Genomic DNA, 4,279 nt, shown 5'->3' with positions numbered 1-4,279 from the left:
GCAAGTTATTATCTTTAATCCCGATATCATCATCACGAATTCTCGCGAAGGCAAGGAAAAAATCCTAAATAATCCTGCGTTTGCAAAACTAAAAGCGGTCAAAGACGGCGCCGTATTCGTCGTGCCTAGCGGAGTTTATCTGTGGAGCGTGCGCAGCGCCGAGGGTGCCTTGCAGCCGCTTTGGCTAGCTAAAATCTTTTATCCCGAAATTTTTATCGAGCTAAATTTAGAAGATGAAGTTAAAAAATTTTATCTCAAATTTTACCGCTACGAACTAAGCGATGAGGAGCTAAAAGAAATACTAAATCCAAAATAAAACCGCTAAATTTTCGCCTCGCTTTGTAAACGCGGGGCAAATAAATTTAGCCCTCGCCGCTTTTGCGTTCTTATAAATTTAAGCCCGTTTGGGTATAATCTGCCCTTTTAAACGCGAGGAAAATATGCCCCTTTCAAAACTAAATCAAGAACAATACGCCGCCGCGACCGCTCCTGCCGGGCACAATCTAGTTATCGCAAGTGCCGGCACCGGCAAGACCAGCACCATCGTCGCTCGCATCGCTCATCTGCTAAATTTAGGCGTAAAGCCCGAAAAAATCCTGCTGCTAACCTTCACCAACAAGGCTGCGGCCGAGATGATCGAGCGATTAAACCGTCATTTTGATAAAAAAATCACCTCGCGCATCACGGCGGGCACCTTTCACTCGGTTTCTTATTCGCTGCTTAAATTTCTAGAAAAACCCGTCACGCTAAAGCAGCCAAGCGAGCTAAAAACGCTGCTAAAATCGCTCGTAGAAAGGCGCAAATTTAACCATCTAAGCGACGTCAAGCCATACGGCGGCGCTTATCTTTACGACGCGTATTCGCTATTTCAAAATTTAGCCTTAAAGCAGACGTTTGGCGAGTGGCTAAAGGAGCGAAGCGACGAGCAAGGCGTATATGCCGAGATTTACGAGGACGTTTTGCGCGAATTTGAGGAGGAAAAGAGCAAATTCGGCTACGCGGATTTTAACGACTTGCTTATCAAAATGCGTAACGAACTAAGAAAAGGCGCGCCGCTAAAATTTGAGGAAATTTTAGTCGACGAGTATCAGGACACAAACTCGCTGCAAGGCTCGCTAATCAGTGCTTTTGAGACGAAAAGCCTTTTTTGCGTCGGGGATTTCGACCAGAGTATTTATGCCTTTAACGGCGCAAATATCGAGATCATCGGATCGTTTAAGGATCGATTCGCAGACGCTAAAATCTATGCGCTAAACATCAACTACCGCAGTAGCTCCGCGATCCTAGCCCTTGCCAACAAAGTCATCGCAAACAACCCGCGCCTTTACGAAAAAAAACTAGTAGTCGGTCGCGAGGGTAAATTTACCTCGCCAAAGCTACTAGTTTACAACGAGCTTTTCGACCAGTACTCAAACATCGCGCAGGTCATCGCCGTCAGCAAATATAAAAAAGAAAATATCGCCATCATCTTTCGCAACAACTCGAGCGCCGACGGCCTGGAAGTCGCGCTGCGAGAGCTAGGTATCGGCTCCAAGCGAAAGGGCGGCGTGAGCTTTTTTGAGAGCCGCGAGGTGCGCGCCGCGATGGATTTGCTAGGCATCCTCATAAACCCAAAGGACATCATGGCCTTTATCCACATATGCGAATACGCAAAAGGCGTCGGTGCGGCGCTTAGCAAGGAGATTTTCGAGGTGTTGAGCAAGGTCGGACACGGCGACATCGTGCGAGGATTTTTGCGGCCAGATGAGAGCGTGGAAGCCTTTACCAAAAAGACCAAAAACTACCAGCTAGGGCTTTTTGATGAGCTTGACGAGGTTGGGGAGAAGTCGCGATTTGCTAAATTTAACTTTAGCGAGAAATTTTTCGCGCACCCGATTTTAAAAATGCAAAAACTAAGCGAGAGCGGCGGGCAGTTTTTGTATGAAATTTACAACTTTTTAAGCGCCGCCAAACGCCACTCGCGCCCGACCTCGCTGGTAGAAGATCTCAAAAATAGCAAAATTTACACCCTCATCGCCGATAACCTCGCGACCAAGCGCGCCACGCAAAAAAACGGCAACATAGACGAAACGCTAAAAAAAGAGGCCCTCGAGCGCATCGCGGGCAAGCTAGAGGTGCTGGGCGAGCTAGCCAAAAACTACTCGGAGGCGGAGAAATTTTATAACTTTATCACACTGGGCAGCAGCGAAATGAGCAGCGGCGAAGGGGTAAATCTGCTAAGCGTCCACGCCTCAAAGGGGCTTGAGTTTGACCTCGTTTTCGTAGTCGATCTCGCGCAAAATCGCTTCCCGAATCTCAAACTCATGAGCATGGGCGGCTCGCTCGAGGAGGAGCGACGACTCTTTTACGTCGCGGTCACGAGGGCTCGCGACGAGCTGATTTTAAGCTACGCCAAATACGACAAGATCAAAAAGATAAACTACCAGCCTAGCCAGTTTTTGATCGAGGCGGGGATGGCTAGCGCGGGGATTTAAATTTAACTTCAAATTTGGGGTTAAATTTGAGTCGTTTAAATTTAGCCGCCCTATTTTATCTTTCGTCTGCGGAAATCGGCGCTTGGCATAACCCGCACCTCAAAAATGCTAAATTTAACTAAACTTCAAATTTTAATTTGAAAAGCTAGAAGCAGCACTATCAAATTTATCTGTATCGCCTCAAACCCTCAAATTTACCCCTACATAAAGCTCGGAGCGTCGTTTGAAAAAAGGATCAGATCGCCCGCTCTTGTGTTTTGCGCCAGGGCTTCTTGCATTTTTGATTTATCCTTGATGACGATGACTTTTGGCCTACTTAGGTGCTTTAGTAGCGCGACGGCGTTTAGCGAGCTTGTCAGCATGACGATGTCAAAGGTTTTATTGATGATCTTGCTTAGCTTTTCGTTCTCCTCGTCGCTGCTCTCCATGATGCCGGGCGTCACGAGCACCTTGCGCCCTTCGTAGCTGGCGACTAGCTCGTAGCTCGCGCTCATGCCGTTAAAGTTACCGTTAAAGCCGTCGTCAATGATAATTTTGCCGCCCGCATCGATGCGCTCGAGTCTGTGCTCGACGTTTTTTAGACGCGAGAGAGCGGAGACGATCCTAGCCTCGTCTAGTCCTAGATATAGCGCGGTTTTTACGCAGACGGCTAGGTTTACAGCGTTAAATTTACCAAGCAGCGGCGAAGCAAATTCCCTCTCGCCAAGCTTAAATTTAACCCCATCCAGGCTCGCCTCAACGCCGCTTAGGTCTTTGTCGTAAATTTCTATCTTTTCGCCCTCGTTTGCCTGCGTACTGCTGTGCACGAAAGCCTTTTCTAAGCGCTTTGAGCCAAGAGCCTCAAGCTTCGTAGCGCGGATATTTTCAAGCGTTTTAAAGTACTCGATATGCTGCGCGCCGATCTCGCCGACGATAGCGATGTGCGGGCTCAAAAACTCCGTGATCTGTGCGATGTCGCCTTTTAGGCGTGCGCCCGCCTCGGCGATATATATCTGCGTACCGACAGCAAGCTCGTTGTTTACGTCTTGGATGAGGCCTGCTAGCGTGTTTACGCTGCGAGGTGTTTTGCGGCAAACGAAATCGTTTTTAAGCAGCTCAAATAGGAAATTTTTTATACTGGTTTTGCCAAAACTCGCAGTTATCATGATGATTTTGAGCTCCGGTATCGAGGCTAGCTTTTTGCGCGCGCTGTTTTCGTAGGCTTTAAATTTCGCCTTTTCCAGCAAAAAGCTAATCGCAAAAGAGAGCACGAGCGGCAGGACGACGCCTAAATTTACGCGGTACTGCGTCGCTATATAAACGGCGTAGCTAGCGATAACGGCGAGCGCTAAGATAACAAAAAATCGCTTGACTCGCGGAGTAAAAACCAGCTTTTTATCGAGTTTTTTATACCAAAGAGCGAGGCTTGGCACCAGTGCAAAGTAAAAATAAATCCAGAAAAATCGCTCCGCCCCGTAAAAAAGCACGATCGGCACGATGAGGAAAAACACGTGCCACAGCGGCCTGGTGAAGTGAAACAGCACGCGCTCAAACTTGTAGGAAAACCACTGAAGGCAGGTGATGAGATAAAATCCCAGCGCAAACGTAAATAAAAACTGCGTCGCGGCAAGGCCGATATTTATGAGGGTTTCGTTCATTTTTTCTCCTAGGTTCGCTTAAGCGGGCTTTTGTTTGCGCCGTTTTTACTAAATTTAGCGTTTTGCGGTTTGTTTTTGCGTGTAAAGTGAGAAAAGATAGTAGTGTCTATGAAAAGTAGATAAAAAATTATCTAAATAAAGTTCGAGCTGTGAGCTGTGAGCTGTGAG

General features: G+C 47.4%; 2 protein-coding genes and 1 pseudogene. 2 read left to right on the top strand and 1 reads right to left on the bottom strand.

Translation table 11 applies throughout. From position 1 onward, the window contains the following. Together Q0546_RS09085 and Q0546_RS09080 are read left to right on the top strand one after the other, a co-directional pair. A pseudogene (locus tag Q0546_RS09085) lies at window positions 1-316 on the top strand (iron ABC transporter substrate-binding protein); the annotation flags it as partial. A 124-nt stretch (window positions 317-440) separates the two neighbouring features. Next, complete coding sequence (locus Q0546_RS09080; protein WP_298792383.1) at window positions 441-2,474, top strand: ATP-dependent helicase; 2,034 nt, start codon at window positions 441-443, stop codon at window positions 2,472-2,474. 200 nt (window positions 2,475-2,674) lie between these two features. On the opposite strand, the gene murF is transcribed toward Q0546_RS09080, so the two are convergent. Next, the gene (murF, locus tag Q0546_RS09075; protein ID WP_298792381.1) at window positions 2,675-4,111 is read right to left on the bottom strand and encodes a UDP-N-acetylmuramoyl-tripeptide--D-alanyl-D-alanine ligase; all 1,437 of its coding nucleotides are present in this window, start codon (window positions 4,109-4,111) and stop codon (window positions 2,675-2,677) included. Between the last annotated feature and the right edge of the window lie 168 nt (window positions 4,112-4,279).

Origin of the sequence: uncultured Campylobacter sp. (assembly GCF_937997465.1) — a bacterium.
Lineage (GTDB): Bacteria > Campylobacterota > Campylobacteria > Campylobacterales > Campylobacteraceae > Campylobacter_A.
The sequence above is the reverse complement of the archived record's forward strand: the minus strand, read 5'-3'. Positions and strand labels throughout refer to the sequence as shown.